At 40.6% G+C, this 17339-nt stretch carries 17 protein-coding genes and 1 other annotated feature; of the genes, 12 read left to right on the top strand and 5 right to left on the bottom strand.

Annotated features, from left to right (window positions below):
* The first annotated feature begins 93 nt into the window (after positions 1-93).
* Positions 94-335, top strand: a binding site (T-box leader).
* A 273-nt stretch (positions 336-608) separates the two neighbouring features.
* The 6 genes from PGP85_RS15875 to PGP85_RS15850 all read left to right on the top strand — a co-directional run bounded on the left by PGP85_RS15875 (position 609) and on the right by PGP85_RS15850 (position 7134).
* Positions 609-1712: a 5-methyltetrahydropteroyltriglutamate--homocysteine S-methyltransferase gene (locus PGP85_RS15875; protein ID WP_270328407.1), complete on the top strand. Its 1104-nt coding sequence runs from the start codon at positions 609-611 to the stop codon at positions 1710-1712.
* A 129-nt stretch (positions 1713-1841) separates the two neighbouring features.
* Complete coding sequence (gene trhO / locus PGP85_RS15870) at positions 1842-2783, top strand: oxygen-dependent tRNA uridine(34) hydroxylase TrhO (protein ID WP_270328406.1); 942 nt, start codon at positions 1842-1844, stop codon at positions 2781-2783.
* A 112-nt stretch (positions 2784-2895) separates the two neighbouring features.
* Positions 2896-3507: a hypothetical protein gene (locus PGP85_RS15865; RefSeq protein WP_270328405.1), complete on the top strand. Its 612-nt coding sequence runs from the start codon at positions 2896-2898 to the stop codon at positions 3505-3507.
* Positions 3508-3676: 169 nt separating this feature from the next.
* On the top strand, positions 3677-4381 hold the full coding sequence (locus tag PGP85_RS15860) for a winged helix-turn-helix domain-containing protein (RefSeq protein WP_010740966.1): 705 nt from the start codon (positions 3677-3679) through the stop codon (positions 4379-4381).
* Between the two features lie 238 nt (positions 4382-4619).
* Entirely contained in the window at positions 4620-5792 is a 1173-nt protein-coding gene (locus PGP85_RS15855) for a glycoside hydrolase family 3 N-terminal domain-containing protein (RefSeq protein WP_090403251.1), read from the top strand.
* Between the two features lie 112 nt (positions 5793-5904).
* The gene (locus tag PGP85_RS15850) at positions 5905-7134 is read left to right on the top strand and encodes an MFS transporter (RefSeq protein WP_270328404.1); all 1230 of its coding nucleotides are present in this window, start codon (positions 5905-5907) and stop codon (positions 7132-7134) included.
* Here the strand turns inward: PGP85_RS15850 and PGP85_RS15845 are convergent.
* Complete coding sequence (locus tag PGP85_RS15845) at positions 7131-7700, bottom strand: TetR/AcrR family transcriptional regulator (RefSeq protein WP_270328403.1); 570 nt, start codon at positions 7698-7700, stop codon at positions 7131-7133. The two genes, PGP85_RS15850 and PGP85_RS15845, sit on opposite strands and share 4 nt — an antisense overlap.
* Positions 7701-7874: 174 nt before the next feature.
* Here PGP85_RS15845 and PGP85_RS15840 point away from each other — a divergent pair, with 174 nt between their 5' ends.
* The gene (locus PGP85_RS15840) at positions 7875-8909 is read left to right on the top strand and encodes an SDR family oxidoreductase (protein WP_270328402.1); all 1035 of its coding nucleotides are present in this window, start codon (positions 7875-7877) and stop codon (positions 8907-8909) included.
* A gap of 47 nt (positions 8910-8956) precedes the next feature.
* On the opposite strand, the gene PGP85_RS15835 is transcribed toward PGP85_RS15840, so the two are convergent.
* From PGP85_RS15835 to PGP85_RS15820, 4 genes are all read right to left on the bottom strand, one after another.
* On the bottom strand, positions 8957-9331 hold the full coding sequence (locus tag PGP85_RS15835) for a zinc-binding dehydrogenase (RefSeq protein ID WP_270328475.1): 375 nt from the start codon (positions 9329-9331) through the stop codon (positions 8957-8959).
* Positions 9332-9372: 41 nt separating this feature from the next.
* The gene (locus PGP85_RS15830) at positions 9373-10002 is read right to left on the bottom strand and encodes an alcohol dehydrogenase catalytic domain-containing protein (protein ID WP_270328401.1); all 630 of its coding nucleotides are present in this window, start codon (positions 10000-10002) and stop codon (positions 9373-9375) included.
* Between the two features lies 1 nt (position 10003).
* Positions 10004-11050 (bottom strand): zinc-dependent dehydrogenase, encoded by a 1047-nt coding sequence (locus PGP85_RS15825; protein WP_270328400.1) that lies wholly within the window; start codon positions 11048-11050, stop codon positions 10004-10006.
* A 138-nt stretch (positions 11051-11188) separates the two neighbouring features.
* A complete protein-coding gene (locus PGP85_RS15820; protein ID WP_270328399.1) occupies positions 11189-12058 on the bottom strand; it encodes a MurR/RpiR family transcriptional regulator in 870 nt (289 codons plus the stop codon).
* A 231-nt stretch (positions 12059-12289) separates the two neighbouring features.
* Between PGP85_RS15820 and PGP85_RS15815 the strand changes: the two genes are divergently transcribed.
* The 5 genes from PGP85_RS15815 (at position 12290) to PGP85_RS15795 (ending at position 17295) form a co-directional block, all read left to right on the top strand.
* Complete coding sequence (locus PGP85_RS15815) at positions 12290-13102, top strand: SDR family oxidoreductase (RefSeq protein WP_270328398.1); 813 nt, start codon at positions 12290-12292, stop codon at positions 13100-13102.
* A 66-nt stretch (positions 13103-13168) separates the two neighbouring features.
* On the top strand, positions 13169-14656 hold the full coding sequence (gene glpK / locus PGP85_RS15810) for a glycerol kinase GlpK (RefSeq protein WP_251867105.1): 1488 nt from the start codon (positions 13169-13171) through the stop codon (positions 14654-14656).
* 81 nt (positions 14657-14737) lie between these two features.
* On the top strand, positions 14738-15421 hold the full coding sequence (gene deoC / locus PGP85_RS15805; RefSeq protein WP_251867103.1) for a deoxyribose-phosphate aldolase: 684 nt from the start codon (positions 14738-14740) through the stop codon (positions 15419-15421).
* Positions 15411-16235, top strand: a complete 825-nt coding sequence (locus PGP85_RS15800) for a Cof-type HAD-IIB family hydrolase (RefSeq protein WP_270328397.1) — start codon at positions 15411-15413, stop codon at positions 16233-16235. Before deoC ends, PGP85_RS15800 begins: the two co-directional genes overlap by 11 nt.
* Positions 16236-16239: 4 nt before the next feature.
* Positions 16240-17295, top strand: a complete 1056-nt coding sequence (locus tag PGP85_RS15795) for a PTS fructose transporter subunit IIC (RefSeq protein WP_270328396.1) — start codon at positions 16240-16242, stop codon at positions 17293-17295.
* The last annotated feature ends 44 nt before the right edge of the window (positions 17296-17339 follow it).

Below are 17339 nucleotides of genomic sequence, written 5' to 3'. Positions count from 1 at the left end.
GGTAGAAAATTTTTAAATAGTAGATTTACCTTTACTTCAAAAAAGGGTTTGACAAACGAAGGACTGACCGCTATTCTTAACTTAGATTAATATTAAAACACTATGAGAAAGAAAGTAGAGATAAAGCTTTTCTTCCAGAGAGTCTTGGCAGCTGAAAAGAGACAGAAAAGAGTTATGTTGAAAATGGCTTTTGAGTGGATCTTCTGACTAATTAAGAAGATACGGAATGTTCCGTTAAACAACAGAAGTCTCCCAGCGATGGGGTACTTAACGAGGCAGCAACCGTGAGGAAGCTGCGAATCAAGGTGGTAACGTATATCAATTATGCCCTTAGATAGCTATTCAGCTGTTTAAGGGCTTTTTTTGTGAGTTCCACTTCCAGCTTTAGCCGGTTAAAGGAATCGTAGGCGTACGAAAATTGTTTGAATTTTTACGTTAGAAAAATTCATCCATTTATTAATGAGTTAGCTGTCAGTCCGACTTGTAACAGTCCTTTTATTGCGTAAAGAAAATAGTCGGACAGTATTATATGAGATTTTAGTCGAATTCATTACGTTAACAAATCAGAATTATTCTGAAAAAATATAGTAAAAAAGGGAGAGGATTTTATGAGTAAGATTCCATTTCGGTTTGATCAAGTAGGTAGTTTATTGCGGCCTGAGAGGTTAAAAAAGGCTCGTGAGGAGTTCAAACAGGGAACAATCACAAAAGAAGCATTAACCAAAGTTGAAGATGAAGAAATTATCAAAGTTATCCAAAAACAAAAGCAAATCGGTCTGCAAGCAGTGACTGATGGTGAATTCCGTCGCCGTTGGTGGCACTTGGATTTTATTGCTGGACTTAACGGTATTACCGTTTATGATTTTGAAACGACGGCTTTCGGGATCACGACTGAGGCACAAGGTACTTTTGTTAGCGGTCCGCTGGCATTTAATCCTGCACATCCATTTTTAGATCATTTCAAATTTACTAACGAGCAAGCTGAGGATGTGATCGCGAAACAAACGATTCCAGGGCCGAACATGATTTATTTGGATTCATTTATTTTATCGAAGCAATATCATGAGAATCCTGTCTATGAGGATAAAAAGGAGTTCATTCAAGATCTGATCACGACTTATCAAGCAGCCATCCAAGCATTTTACGATGCTGGCTGTCGTTACTTGCAATTAGATGATACGAGTTGGGGCGGACTCTTCGATGAACGATTCCGAGGAATGATCGCTAACAACGGTTATGACCCAGATGAATTGATCCAAGAATTTGGTGATATCACCGAAGCGGTTCTTGCCAATAAGCCGTCCGATTTATCAGTAACCTTCCACTTCTGTAAAGGGAACTTCCAGTCTCATTGGCTTTATAATGGTTCATACGATAAAATCGCTGAACGCCTATTATCGATAACTCAATTCAATGGCTTTTTCTTGGAATTTGATGATGAGCGTTCAGGTAGCTTTGAGCCGTTGAAAAATATTCAGGATCAACGAATCGTTTTGGGACTGGTAACTACAAAAACACCTGACTTAGAAGATAAAGAAACATTGAAGTCTCGTATCAAGGAAGCTGCGAAGTTTGTTTCGCTAGAACAACTATGTTTAAGTCCGCAATGCGGTTTTTCCTCTACACATGAAGGCAACAAAGTAACTGAAGAAGACCAATGGGCAAAATTAAACTTAGTGATTGAAACAGCTAAAGAAGTTTGGAAAGATTAATTCTTTATCCTCTTGTAGAAATTTACAGGAGGATTTTTTTCTTGTAAAAAATTCCACAAGCATCAAGTTCGAAAAAACGGTTTCCATCTCCTATAGTAGTAAAGAATCAAAGAAACTGGAGGAATCATCATGGATTATCGTGTATTGCTTTACTATAACTATACAAAAATCGAAGACCCGGAGGTTTTTGCGAAAGAGCATCTCGCTTTTTGTCGAGACTTAGGGATCAAGGGTCGGGTTTTAGTTGCACCGGAAGGAATCAACGGCACACTTTCAGGAACAAAGGAAGCGACGGATCGCTATATGGAAGTGATGTTGGCGGATGACCGGTTTAAAGATACATACTTCAAAATGGATGAAAGTGAAGGGCATGCCTTTAAAAAATTATTTGTTCGTCCACGAACAGAATTGGTGGCTCTGCATTTAGAGGAAGATGTTGATCCACGACAATTGACTGGAAATTATCTGGAGCCGCATGCGTTTCGCGAAGCTTTGTTGGACGAGGATACAGTAGTCATTGATGCCCGTAATGATTATGAATATGATTTGGGACATTTTCGTGGAGCCGTTCGTCCGGAAATTCATAATTTCCGTGAACTGCCAACATGGATTTGTGAGAACAAAGAACAGTTTATGGATAAAAAAATTGTGACATACTGTACAGGCGGAATTCGTTGCGAAAAATTTTCTGGCTGGTTATTGCGAGAAGGATTTGATGATGTTGCACAGCTTCACGGGGGAATCGCGGCTTATGGCAAAGATGAAACGACACGTGGTGAATTGTGGGATGGGAAGATGTATGTCTTTGATGAACGAATTAGTGTAGAGATTAATCAAGTGGACAAACAGGTCATCGGCAAAGAATGGTTTGATGGGACACCTTGCGAAAGATATATCAATTGTAGTAATCCTGAATGCAATCGTCAAATACTAGTTTCCGAAAAAAATGAGGAAAAATACTTGGGAGCATGCTCAATTGCATGTGCAAAAAAAATAAATAATCGTTATGTGAAAAAACACCACTTAACAGTGGAGGAACGAAATGAACGTTTAAGTTTGATCGGAAAATAGTGAAACTTTTCAAAAAATTCCCACCTTATCTGTCTTGACACCTCTAAGGTTTTGAACTAAACTAAAGAGCGAATTAAGTGTCTTGACATATCAAGGAGGATAAGAGAATAAAATGAAAAATAATTCTGTTAGAAATTTAACGATCTCAGCATTGTTGATTGGGTTAGGAATTTTGATCCCGATGGTTATGCCTAAAATCGTGATTGGCCCGGCATCTTTCACTCTTGCGAGCCATGTACCTGTGTTCATCGCGATGTTCTTTTCACCATTAGTAGCAATTGCAGTCGTCTTAGGAACGACATTCGGATTCTTCATTTCGACGACGCCAATCATTGCATTACGAGCATTTTCTCATTTGATTTTTGCAGTAATCGGAGCAAAATATCTGCAAAAGCATCCCGAACTTGTATTGAAAAATGGAAAATTTACTTTAGCAAACGGTCGATTCCAAATTTTTAACTTAATCATTGGAATCATTCATGCAGTTGCTGAAATGCTTGTTGTATCAGCCTTTTACTTCATGGGGAATATGCCGGATACCTTCTATTCACAAGGATATTTGTATACGGTTTTCATTCTGATGGGCATTGGTGGACTAGTTCATAGTCTGGTTGATTTCAACATTGCATACTTTGTAGCGGGGGCATTGTATAAGCAATTCAACCTGCCAATTTTTGAAAAAGCCGTTAAACAAGAAAAAGAATTAAGTAAAGTAACTGCCTAAACCGTGATAACAAATCACGGTTTTTCTTTATTCCAAATTTAAAAAAACGAAATAGTTAGGAATGTTCATAATTTTATTTAGTATCATCTAAAAAAAGACCTTTTATTTGCTTAAATTTAAGTTATATTTTATTCATAATCATTATTGAGTAGAAAATGAGGTCGGATTGATGGTTCGAGTTTTAGTTTTAACAAAAAATATCCTAGCGGAAGAAATTATAACTAATAAATTGCAACATTTAAATTATGAGGTTTTTTGTTCTACCAGTATTTTGGATGAAATTCAAATGGATGATCGTGTTCCTGATTTGGTAAATCATTTTCCGATCATCATTATCGGCGAAACGATCTCAAGCTATGAGATGGAACTGATGCTGCCAAAATTGAGGGATCGTGGTCAAAGTATCTTACGAGAGGTTGATCATTTTCTCACTGAGGATGAACGAGCGGTATTGAATGAACACGGGATAAGTGGGGTTGTTCAGAATAGCGACTCGGTTGAATTGTTGCGGGAGCAATTGGCAGAGGTGGCTGCGCAATATAAAGGCAGGTCATTTGTACCTGTTGCAGCAGAAGAATGCCCAGTGGCAGAAGAGAATCAGGGCATCTCAGCGATGACATTGATTAACTTATCTTCACTTGAGCTGCAGGTTCTAGAAAAATTACGCAGCCATCCAGGCGAGATTGTCTCACGTGATGAACTGTGTAAAGCTTTGTGGGGAAATGTTTCTCAATCCCGATTAGCTCAGCTTTCTTCTTTAGTCAAAAATATCAAACTGAAATTAGAGGTTTTAGAAGTAGATCAAGAAGTCATTCAAACAATTTGGGGCAAAGGGTATCGTGTTCGAAAAGATGCAACTGTCCAAAACAAATAAATGTAATACCGAGAAAAGGCATTTATGCTTTTTCTCGGTATTTTTTTTTGGAAAAAATCGAAACGATGCTTTCTTTTCATAGGCTATGATAAAATGAACCGTAAGTACTGTCAGCAGGTCATTGTAAAGTTCAATGAATTGAGGTCCACGCTGATATGTATAGCGGAATGATAGAAGTAATTTGAATTGAGCCGATTTTTATTATTAGTGTGTCATTCCAAATAAGGAGCGAGTAGAAGTGAAAAAAAGCATTTTATGGAGTCTGCTGATGCTATCAGCAGTTTTCCTATTAACTGCCTGTGGAAGTTCTGACAACAAAACGTCAACAACTAGCGAATCAGCCAAATCGACTGAATCGACAAAAGAAGAGAAGCAGATAACTGAGTCAAAAAAAGAAGAAATGACTGCGAAGGAAAAGATGGATAAAGTGATGAAAGAAATGACTTTGGAAGAAAAAGTCGGGCAATTATTCATGGCCCGTGTACCAGAGCAAAACCAAACAGCGGATATCCAGACCTATCATTTAGGCGGATATTTACTTTTTGACCGCGATATGGAGGGGAAAGGCCAAAGTGAGATTAAACAGGCAATTACAAGCTATCAAGAGACCAGTAAGATTCCCATGTTTATTGGATCAGATGAGGAAGGCGGAACGGTTAGCCGATTAAGCAGAAATCAAATCGTTTCTCCGGCTTTTGAAAGTCCTCAAACCTCGTATCAAAAAAATGGTTGGGATGGAGTTACCCAGGAGATTGATCGCAAAGCCCAAGTTTTTGGCGAGTTAGGTATTCAGCTGGGGATGTTTCCGGATGCGGATGTCTCGACAGATCCCCAATCCTTTATTTATGATCGAACGATTGGCATGGATGCAGCCGGCACAAGTCATTATGTAAAATTGACTGTTGAAGAAATGAAGAAACAAAAGCTTGGTTCTACGTTGAAGCATTTTCCTGGTTATGGCAATAATCGCGACTCGCATGTGGAGATCGTGACGGATAATCGTTCGATAGATGAATTACGGAAAAATGACTTTTTACCATTTGAAGCAGGGATAAAAGCCGGAGCCGATAGCATTATGGTGTCACACAATATTGTACAGGCTATTGATGGTGAACGTCCGGCATCAATCTCGAAACCAGTCCATGACGTGATCCGCAATGAATTAGGTTTTACAGGAGTAATCATGACTGATGATATGGATATGGCAGGATTGGCAAACTTTACTTCCCAAGAGGAGGCAGGTTTGCAGGCTTTGCAAGCGGGAAACGATATGATTTTGTCTTCAAGCTACAGTACCCAAATTCCTTATATATTGGAGGCTATCAAAAAGGGCGAGTACAGTGAACAACAATTGAATCAATCTGTGGAACGTCTGTTGATGTGGAAAATCGAATTAGGGTTAATCAAATAAAAAGGAGGATTTTTTATGTGTGCTTCTATGCGTTTGAGAATTGAACGAATCGCCAAATAATCAACGTTTGACGAACTTCTTGTTTGTTCAAACGGCAAACAAAGGAGCTATTATGGAAAAACAACAATGGAGAAAAAAATATTTAACGATTTTATCTGGACAGACGGTTTCTTTGATTGGAAGTTCCGCTGTTCAGTTTGCATTGATATGGTGGCTGACCAATGAGTCTAAATCAGCTATTATGTTGTCATTGGCGGGCCTATCTGCGTATCTGCCGCAAATGTTATTAGGTCCTTTTGTCGGTGTCTGGCTGGATCGGTTGAAGCGGAAGTATGTCGTGATTTTTGCAGATTTATTTATGGGACTCGTGGCCTTGATTTTGTCCCTGTGGTTTTTATGGGGAAATCCGGGCTACTTAGTCGTTATTGCCGCATTGTTTTTGCGTGCTCTAGCAAATGTGTTCCACATGCCTTCGATTCAAGCCATTGTGCCGCTATTGGTGCCGGAAGAAGAGCTGGTCAAAGCCAATAGCTGGAATCAGTTTTTACAATCGGGAGCATTCATGTTGGGGCCGGTGTTAGGCGCGGCAATGTTTGCGGCAATGCCATTATGGCTGATCTTATTAACAGATCTGATCGGCGCTTTAGCTGCTTGTCTCACCTTATGGATCGTAGAAGTTCCAAGTATCCCTCGCAGTGAAGAGAGTATGCAGCATTATTTACAAGAATTGAAGGACGGATTCAATGTCTTTAAAGAAGACCGGCCAATGCTGGTTGTCATGTTCTTTTCCTTTTTTATTATGATTTTCTATCTGCCGTTGGGAATTTTGTTTCCATTGATGACCAATGTGCATTTTGAACTGTCTGCTTGGTTTGCTAGTGTGGTGGAATTTTCTTATGCCGCTGGTATGATGGTCAGTGCCTTTTTGATCGGAATGAAAAAGGAATGGCGGGAGAAGCTGCTGGCTGCGCAACTGGCTAATATTGGGTTAGCGATTACCTTTATCGGCAGTGGCCTAGTCCCTGCTAATCTAACAGGCTATTGGATGTTTGTTTTCTTTTGTATCTTAATGGGCGGTGTTGGGAATTTGTACAATATTCCTTTTACTGCGTATTTACAAGAGACGGTTGCACCAGAAAAGCTAGGTCGGGTCTTTTCACTATTTGGCAGTGTAATGTCAGGGGCGATGCCGATCGGGTTATTACTGGCTGGACCATTATCTGAAAAGTTAGGAATTGCCAGATGGTTTTTGATCTCAGGAATTTTAACGTTAATTTTTAGTCTCTTATGTTTATTGTTTTATCGACGAGCAAAGGCAAAAGGAAACCAGCAAGCGGATTAGTTCGCTTGCTGGTTTTTTAGTGCTTCCAAAGTGGAGTTTTGAAGTGTCACCAACAGTTGATGAATCATGTCTAGCGATTCTTTTTGGTCACTAATCAACCATTCGCGCCAAATACTGTAGACGCCGTCACTCATGAACTTGATATAATACCTTTTTTCCGGTTCTTTGAGGTCTTCAAAAAGCGGCAAGCTATTATAAAAGTGCTGCATATTTTCATTGAAGACTCGACGAATGATCGGTTCATAACCTTGTGAGACACTTAGCTCCAAAGTATTTGCAAAATCCTTGAAGAATAGTTCCAATGATTTTAGTTTTTCTGTTGGTGGAACATGTTGGATGATATCAGCAAAGCGCTCGCTAATAATTGTCGAAAAATAATCGAATAGCACGTCATCAAGACTATCAAAATTGCGGTAAAAGGCCATTCGGCTGACTCCTGCACGACGAACGACTTGTGAAACATTGATACTCTGATAGGGATTTTTTTCTAAGAGTTGTAATAAAGCGGTCGTTAAATAATCCTTTGAATCTTGTTTGATTGCTTGTGAGTGGTCAGTAGCTGCCATTACACATTTTCCTTTCTGTCACAGATGCGGGTGAACAACTTGTATTCTGTGAGGTTCTATTCTAATATAACCTCACAAGCGTTACAAGTGTAACGTAACGAAAGAATGATAATTCAACTTTTTACAGAGAATTGAATTCATTTTTCCTATAAGAAAGAAAAAGGAGTCTTCATCATGGCAAAAGAATTAGTTTTAGTAACAGGCGGCAGCGGTTATATCGCTTCAAATATTATTTTACAATTATTGGAACAGGGATATGCGGTACGGACAACGGTTCGTTCATTAGATAAGATTGATCGCGTTAAAAAAATCATTACAGCGGGGGGCATCGATAAGCTTGATGATCTTTCTTTTATTGAAACGGACTTATCTAGCGAAAAGAACTGGGATAAAGCGATGGAAGGTGTTACTTATGTCATTCATCCTGCTTCTCCAACACCAAAGCTGAATTTTAAGGATGAAAAAGAAATGATTGATCCAGCTGTAAATGGTGTCCTATATGTGATGAAGGCGGCACGAGATGCGAATGTAAAACGAGTGGTTTTGACTTCGGCTTACGGTGCAATCTTTGCTGGTCATGAGAATCGCACAACTCCGTATACTGAAAAAGATTGGTCGAACTTAGACGCTAAAAATATTTTTCCTTATCAAAAATCAAAAACCTTGTCTGAACGAGCAGCTTGGAAATTTATCGAAGAAGAGAGCAACGGGATGGAATTAGCAACGGTCAATCCAGTGGCTGTAATGGGGCCAATCTTGACTTCGGATTATTCTCACTCGAATATTCAAATCCAACAGTTATTAGACGGCGAAGTCAAAGCAGTACCGAATGTTGATTCTGGTTACGTTGATGTACGCGATGTTGCAAGTTTGCATCTGTTAGCAATGACTTCGCCTAAAGCTGCAGGTGAACGTTTCTTGGCGACTACTGGAGAAACCTTATCTATGTTGGATGTGGCAAATATTTTACGCGAGGCTTTTCCAGCGTATGCAGCAAAACTGCCTACCAAAAAAATCCCCAATGCGATTTTAAAAGCAGCGGCGGTTGCTGATCCAAAATTGCGGATGGTGGCTTCTTTAACTGGAAAATATGCTGGAACAAGTAATCAAAAAGCAAAAGACTTATTAGGTTGGAACCCACGCCCAGCTCGTGAAGCGATTATCGCAACAGCCCAATCAATGATTGACTTAGGAATCGTCAAAAAATAGAAAATACCTCGAATGATCAGAAATTGACGATCATTCGAGATATTTTTTTATTTATTTAAATCAACTAATACTTTGTTAAAAGAAAATTCTCGATCGGCCATTTGCTGGATCGTTTTTGGTAAATCGGTAAGGGTGATGGTATGAGTAATAAATTCACTCATATCTAGCGAACCATTTCCGATAAAATCAATGATCGTCTGCCATTCTTGCCCAGGGAAAGGAGCAGAATAGGAATTCCATGATCCAGTCAGTGTGATCTCTCCACGAATAATCCGTTCAAAGGTCGCAGCAGGGAAGGTCACATCTTTATGTGCGGTTCCTAAAAGTAATATTTTACCGTGATCGCGGGTGATTTCCGCGGTTTGGACTTGAGTGAAGGGGACACCGGCCGTTTCGATCGCAATTTGAACACCGCCAGTCAGTTCATTGATTTTCTCTGTCGCATTTGTTTTTGCGCTGTTGATTAAAATGGTTGGCCTAATTTTTCAGCTGATGCTAGCTTTTCCTCGGCTAGATCAACAGCGATGATCTGTGTAGCACCTAATAATTTGGCTAAACGAATGGCGAATAATCCGATCGTACCACAGCCTAGTACAGCAACGGTATCACCAGCCGTGATCTTGATGCGATTTAGGCCGTGCAGAGTCACGGCGGCGGGCTCGATCAATGCGCCGTATTTTAACGGAACATGTTTAGGAAATGGAATAATATTTTTTAGCGGCACTTTTAAATATTGAGCAAAAGCCCCATCATTACGTGAACCCATAAATCTATAATTCAAACATTGACCGTAGTTTCCTTGTTGGCAATGCTCGCAATCGAAACATGGCTGCATCGGAGCAACAACGACTGGATCACCGACAGCCAACGTTTCGTGGTTGCCGATTTTTTCAATCCTTCCGGAAAATTCGTGTCCAGGAATTGTCGGAAAAGAGTAAGTCCCAGTCTTCAGAACACGATCAAGATCCGAGCCGCAAATTCCTGTGTGGCTGATACTGATAATGGCTTCATCAGTATCGATTTGATCATTGAAATCGATTGTTTCGACTCGTAAATCACTTGGTTGATAAAGAATCGCTGCTTGCATGTTCATATTACTCACCTACTATAGTCAAATAGGTTTTCATACCTTCACCTGATTGAGCGAAAGCAAAGGCGTCATTGATTTGTTCTAATGAGAAGGAGTGAGTAGCTAATTGCAGCAGGTCAACTTTTTTCGAAGCAACGATATCTAATGATTCACGATAATTTTCAATCGATGAACCGGTCGTGCCTAAAACTGTTAATTCCTTATAATGAAGCAAATTGGTATTCAGCTTTACCAACTCTTTACCTTTTGGCATGCCGCCGAAGAAGTTGATGCGACCATGGACCGCCGCGATTTCTAACGCTGTTTGTTGGACCGCAGGAACCGAGCACGCTGTGATAACTATGTCTGCACCAGCACCGTCAGTCTCTTCTAGGACACGAGCATTTAAATCCTCTTCTGAAGATAAAACGGTCACATCAGCACCAATTTTTTTCATTTCTGTTAAACGAGAAGCAGTCACATCGGCCACGATAATCTTCGTTGCACCCGCTAATTTATTAATCAAAACATGACAGGCACCAATTGGTCCAGCACCAATAATCACAACCGTATCACCGGGTTTCGTATTTAATGCTTTATAGGAATTGTAGGTACAAGAAAATGGTTCGACTAATGCAGCTTCAACGTAAGAAAGATTTTCTGGAACTTTAAAAACATTTCCTCGTTCGATGGCTGCCTGAGGAATCTTCATATATTCTTGGAAGCCGCCGTCATAGCTGATCCCAAACGCTTCATATTCAGAACAAAGCTGGTTATATCCTTTTTGACACATTCGACAATGACCGCAGCCGACATTTGGCGCGACAGAGATCCGATCCCCCAAAGTAAAACCGCTAACATTTTTACCGACCTCAATAATTTCACCAGCCAACTCATGTCCTAATACCCGTTTTTGATCGATTTTGAAATGTCCAAATTTGAAAATTCGTAAATCAGTCCCACAAATCGACCCAACATGTACTTTGATCAATAGTTCGTTTTCGCTAATCGCCGGTTTATCTATTTCCTCGACATGAATATCCTGTGGGCCATAAAAGAAACTTGCTTTCATAATGACTCCTCCTAAAATAAAATTTTATTCTACAAACACAATATAAACCCGGAATTTAATTTTGTCAATTAGAATCGTAAAAAGAATTTCATTCTATAAAAGAAAAAAAGCTATGCCAAAATATTTTGGCACAGCTTTCTATCGGCGTGTGGATTTCAATGCTTCGTGTGTTTCTTCCAATGCATGGATGGTAGAATCGAAGTTCGCTAACCCATAGCAAACGTATAAAATATCGATCAGCAAAATTTGTGACGTTTTAGAAGTAGTCGATTCCCAGCTGCGGCTTGACGGTATGTGCTTAGGTGTAGATAGCGTGAGGTCAGCAACTGTATTGATAGGTGATTTACTACTAGATGTGATTGCTAGAGTAGTGGCATGATTCTTTTTCGCTACCTTTAAACAATCAAGAACACTAGCGGTTTTACCAGAATCACTAATACCGATAAACAAATCGTCTTCAGTAGCTGTGGCCGCGGAAATCGTCTGCATGCTCGTATCATTCCATAGTACACATTTTTTTCCTGCCCGAGAAAAGCGTAGTGTCGCTTCATTTGCTGCAACATTGGAAGCGCCGGTACAAACAAAATTTAACGTTTTTGCTTGTTTGATCATTGTAACGGCTTCTTCGATTTGACTGATCTGAATCAGACTTTCTAGTTCTTTGATTCGCTGGATGTTTTGGTAAATTACCTTTTTGATGGTCATCTCAGTAGAATCATCTCTGGAGATATCATCATATAAGACTTCATTGGCTGGCTCGTTAGTCGATGTTTGTTGGGCCAATTCTTCTGCCAAGCTGATCTTTAATTGGCTGAAACTTTTAAATCCGATTTCTTGAACGAAGCGTGTAATAGAAGATTCAGCAACTTCGCATTCCTGCGCCAATTTTTTTGTGGTGATCGTTTTGGCAATTTCGGGATTTTCAATGATATAGGTACAAACGCGCTGCAGCGCTGGATTGAAAGTAGGCTGGCGAGCAACTAATAGACTCAAAATACTTTGTTTCAAAAGAAAGCCTCCTAAAATAAAATTTTATTCAATTATATCATGAGTTGAGAAAAATTTCTTTATTGTGCAACAAACCTTGATTTAGCGGTAGATGTTGAATCGGATGAAATCATTTTATTGAAGTAATTTTCGTTATTGAAAAAAATTCCTTCTAAATTATATTGACTAGAATAAAATTTTATTCTACAATGTGATCAAGTTAAGAAAATAAAATTTTAGGGAGCGATTTACATGAGTAAGGTCTTAGATGGCAAGGTTGCAGTAATCACTGGCGGGGCTTCAGGAATTGGCGAAGCAATTGCTAAAAAGTTTTCTGAGAACGGTTGCAGATGTTTGTTAGTCGATATCGATGCTGAACGTCTGGCGGAGGTTTCTAAAGAAGTAGAAGAACTGGGCAGCGAAACATTATCGGTGGTTGCAGATGTGGTGGACGAACCCGCAGTCATCGATTTCTTCAAACAAGCTTATGACAAATGGGGCAAAATCGATTTAGTCGTTAACAGTGCAGGACGTGATTCATTGGCACCACCGATCTCTGAAGTAACGATGGAAGAATGGAATAAAACGATTGGACCAAACTTGACTGGTGTTTTTCTTTGCTGTCGTGAAGCTTTCCGCTACATGGAAAAGGAAGAAGCTGGCGGCCGTATCATGAATATTGGTTCATCGTCCGCTCGGATGGCTTCTTGTCCGGGGCACAGTCCTTACCGCGCTTCTAAGCATGGTATGATGGGCTTGAGTAAGAACATCTTGTTAGAAGGCGTTGGTAAAAATATCGGTGTGACGGTCATTAACCCCTCTCACGTGAAGACACCAATGACTGAAGTTATCGATACTGGAATCTACGATGGCGATCTAGCAGCGTATACCGATGGCTGGTTAGATGAAAAAGAATTAAAAGAAGGTATCCATGCTAGTTGTATCGATGTTGAAAATGTTTCTGAGATTGCGTTGTTTGTAGCGACTCGTACGCCAGATGTAACTGTACCATCGATCGCGTTTTATCCGACGCATAAAGCCCACCGGTATGGTATGGAAGTTTAGAGTTTCAGATTAGCCTTTAACTAATTTAGTGGAATACTTTAATAAGAAGTAGGAGGAGAACGATAAATGCAAAAATATATGATGGCGTTTGATGCTGGAACAACAGGTTGCCGAACAATTATTTTTGATAAAGCTGGTAAAGAAATTTCATCGGCGTACCAAGAATTCTCGCAAATTTATCCGCAGCCTGGCTGGGTGGAACACGATCCCCAAGAAATTTGGAACGCTCAATACGGTACGGCGTTGCGGGCGTTAAATCAGGCGAATATCGTACCTGAACAGATCGAGGGTATTGGAATCACGAATCAGCGTGAAACCTGTGTGGTTTGGGATAAAATGACGGGCAAACCAATCATGAATGCGCTCGTCTGGCAAGATCGCCGCACCGCTGATGTATGTGAAGAATTGAAAGCACAAGGACACGAAGAATACATTAAGGAAAATACCGGTTTGATCATCGATGCCTATTTCTCTGGTACAAAAATCTCATGGATTTTGGATAATGTTGAAGGTGCTCGCGAACGTGCTGAAAAAGGTGAACTACTTTGCGGGACGATCGATTCTTGGCTGATTTGGAATCTTAGCGAAGGCGCGGTCCATGTGATTGATTATTCCAATGCCTCTCGGACTCAATTATTCAATATTAAGGAAATCAAGTGGGATGATCATTTGCTGGAAATCATCAATGTGCCGAAGCAGATTTTACCGCAGGCCTTACCGTCCAGCAGTGTCTATGGCGTGACTGGAAAAAATATTTTCAACGGTGCTGAAATCAAGATCGCCGCATCGGTTGGCGATCAACAAGGTGCATTGTTTGGTCAAGCATGTTTTGATGCTGGGATGGTCAAAGCGACGTATGGAACTGGCGGTTCTTTGATCATGAATACTGGTGAAAAGCGGATCGAATCAAAAACAGGATTATTGACGACGATCGCTTGGGGACTAGATGGCAAGGTCGAGTATGCGCTTGAAGGATTATTGTATGTTGTCGGAGCATCGGTTCAATGGCTGCGGGATGAGATGCATTTGGTTTATGATTCTTGCGATACTGAGTATTTGGCAGGAAAAGTTCCGGATACTCATGGAACGTATTTTGTTCCAGCCTTTACGGGATTATCAGCACCTTATTGGGATCAAAATGCGCGCGGTGCGATTATCGGGTTGACCCGCGGCGTCAATCGCAATCATATTATTCGGGCAACACTCGAGTCGATGGCCTACCAAATCAAAGACGTCGTGAACTGTATGGAAGATGATTCTGGGATCAAAAATGTCGCATTGAAAGTCGATGGAGGCGCCTGCAAAAATAATTTTGTGATGCAGTTCCAAGCAGATCTATTGGATATTCCAGTTATGCGGCCAAAAGTCGTGGAAACGACGGCTCGTGGCGCAGCTTTCTTGGCCGGACTAGCAGTGGGATTCTGGAAAAATAAAGAAGAATTATTGGATACCTTTGAATTAGATGCGGAATTCGTCCCGCAAATGGCTGAGGAAAAACGTGAAAAATTATACGATGGCTGGAAGAAAGCAGTCGGTTGTGTACTGACTAAATAATGCCTCTTAGTTTTTGGTTAGCAAAACAATAAATACGATGAATGCAAAATTCATAAAAATTGTAGGAGAGTGTAGAAAATAATGATTAAGACAGCGCAAGAATTAGCCCAATATTTTGATCACACGAATTTGAAAGCGTTTGCCGTGAAGGCGGATTTTGAAAAACTTTGTCAAGAAAGTATGGATTATGGATTTAAAATGGTTGCGATCAATTCATTCCCGGTTGCGACGTGTAAAGAGATCTTGAAGGACAGTCCGGTTCATGTTGGTGCGGCGATCTCATTTCCTTTAGGGCAAACAACAATCGCAGTTAAGGCTTATGAAACAGAACAAGCAATTACAGAAGGCGCAGACGAGATTGATTATGTGGTGAATGTCGGTAAAGTCAAAGAAGGCAATTTCGACTATATCAAAGAAGAAATGGAAACAATCGTGGCGATCTGCCGCAAAAATAATATTTTATCCAAAGTCATTTTTGAAAACTGCTACTTAACCAAAGATGAAATTAAAAAATTAGCGGAAATCGCTTTAGAGGTCCTACCTGATTTTATCAAGACTTCAACGGGTTTTGGAACTGGCGGGGCTTTATTGGAAGACGTCAAATTAATGAAATCGGTTGTCGGCGACAAAGTAAAAGTTAAAGCTTCTGGCGGAATCAAAACAATGGAACAGTGCTTAGCATTGATCGAAGCAGGTGCAGAACGAATCGGCAGCTCCAGCAGTATCGCCATTGTTGAAGCGTTCAAAGAGACCTATGAAAAGTAAGATTCAACTTTTAGTGATGGACTTGGATGGGACGTTGCTGGATAGTTCGGAACGGATTTCTGACGCGACCATTCAAGCGATCTGTCAGGCTAAAAAGTTAGGTGTCAAAACGGCGATTGCTACTGGACGTGTGCTTTCAGAAGCACAATTTGCGATAGAAGCTGCCGGTGTTGAAGATTATTTGATCGAGATGAATGGGTCCAAAATCACCGATTTGCGGACCCGAGAAGTTCTCTATGATCAACCCATGCCGTCAAAATTGGTTGAAAAAAATATTGATTATTTAGGTGAGGAATATGTCTATCAGCTTTATACGGATCAAGGTGTCTTTTGCACAGAGTATTCCTTTCCGCGTTTAGAAATTGCGGGCATGTCTGCGCATTATTTAGAGATGTTCGGCTCAAAAATTCAGCAAACAACTCTCGAACGGTTGAAGACATTGCGCAGTTATAAATTTTTAGTGATCGAAAAGGATTCAACACGACTTGAACGATTGGTCCAAAACGTCATGAAGATTCCAGAGCTGAATTGTGTCAATAGTTTACCGAACTATCATGAGATTGTTTTGGCAGGGATGGATAAGCGAATCGCATTAGAGAAATTGAGTAGGGTATTGGCCATTTCACCTGAGCACATGCTGGCGATAGGCGATAGCGGGAATGATCGTGAAATGTTGAACTATGTTGGCACGGGTGTGGTGCTGGCAAATGGCAATCAGAAACTAAAAGAAGAGATAGGGATCATTTTCCCTTCAAATGATGAGGATGGAGTATGTCACGCGATTGAAGCATTTATTCTGAATAAACGGGGGTAAAAAGATGGAAGAAAAGCACTCTTTTTTTGATCACTTATTGGATGGACTGAACAAAATGATACCTTTTGTTGTTGCGGGCGGTATTTTGATGGCACTGGGATTTGCTATTTCAGGTGCAGGTGCGATGTCTTATCCCGAGGAAGGGTTGGGCACGTTTGGGCAAGTCATTTATCAAATCGGGAATAAGCATGCGATGGGATTGATGTTTCTGATCGTTGGCGGTTTTATTGCTCAATCGGTTGGCGGAAGCGAAGCTTTGCTTGCCGGAATGGTTGGCGGAAGTATTGCATCGGTCAACGGTTCAACTTTCTTAGGAGCGGTGATCAGCGGTTTCTTTGCTGGTTATTTAGTAAAGTATATGATGAAAGTGGCAATCCCAAAATCATTGGAGACGGTCTATAATATTTTATTGCTGCCGGTCATAAGTACTGCGGTAGTGGGGCTTGTCAGTTATTATGTTATCGGTATTCCAGTCGCCTTCGTGATGAATTCATTAACGAGTGTCTTGGAAAGTATGCAGGGAGGAAATCTGATTTTACTCTGTGCGATCTTAGGTGCAATGATGGCAGTCGATTTAGCTGGCCCGATTTTACGAGTTGCCTACTTTTTTGGAGTAGCCGCAGTCGTTGCGAATCCAGGTGTACCGCAAGTCGTAATGGCGGCAGTAATCGTTGGCGGAATGATTCCGCCATTAGGCATGGCGTTGGCTTCAACGATTCAAAAGAAAAAATTTACGCAAGAAGAACAAGAAGCAGGCAAGGCAGCTTGGATTTTGGGATTGTCATTGATCAGTGAAGGGGTGATTCCTTTTGCAATTCGTGATCCGAAACGAGTAATCCCAGCATGTGCGATTGGTTCAGCCGTTTCCGGAGCAATCATCGCTTACTTCAATACGGGAACAACTGTGGTTCATGGCGGAATTTTTATTTTGCCGATTCCGGGAGCCGTTCAAAATCCTTTGGGCTATGTTTTGGCAGTAGTAGTTGGAACAATTGTCGCTGCAGGATTAGCATTGGTTCTTAAACGTGAAACGGCAACTGAGGTTACTGAAGAAGCATAAAAAGAGGTATTAAAAGAACCGCTGCGATTAAATTCGCAGCGGTT

Source organism: Enterococcus malodoratus, assembly GCF_027659535.1.
Classification (GTDB): Bacteria; Bacillota; Bacilli; order Lactobacillales; family Enterococcaceae; genus Enterococcus_A; species Enterococcus_A malodoratus.
The sequence above is the reverse complement of the archived record's forward strand: the minus strand, read 5'-3'. Positions and strand labels throughout refer to the sequence as shown.